Origin of the sequence: Halomonas marinisediminis, from assembly GCF_004347715.1 — a bacterium.
GTDB lineage: Bacteria > Pseudomonadota > Gammaproteobacteria > Pseudomonadales > Halomonadaceae > Halomonas > Halomonas icarae.
Genome location: NZ_SLTR01000130.1, coordinates 1 through 333 on the forward strand (window position 1 = coordinate 1; position 333 = coordinate 333).

A 333-nucleotide genomic window follows, 5' to 3' on the forward strand; every position below is an offset into this window, starting at 1 on the left:
TGGCTTGCGCCTTGAGGTCCCAGACCGAGGCGGTGTGACAGCCCGACTGGTATGCACCGTCCACGGTCGGCGACAGCACCGTGGCGGCCATCGCTTCCAGCTCCTGCGAAGTCATCAGGCCGGTGGTGTCCTGGGAGCCGACGATATTGACCTGCACCCGCACGTCCGAGCCCGCATGGAGCACCTTGCCCGGGGTGACGCCGCGGGCATTGGCGTTGAAGATCTTTTCGACGGCAGTCAGGCCCTGGGCCGCGTGAGAGATTTGCGGGGCCGGGGCGAGGACAGGCGGCGGCTCCACGGCCAGCGTGTCGGCGGCCAGGGGTTGCAGCTTCT

General features: G+C 68.5%; 1 pseudogene. It reads right to left on the reverse strand.

The window, feature by feature from the left end:
• Window positions 1-333, reverse strand: a pseudogene (locus E0702_RS16100) (bifunctional aconitate hydratase 2/2-methylisocitrate dehydratase); the annotation flags it as partial.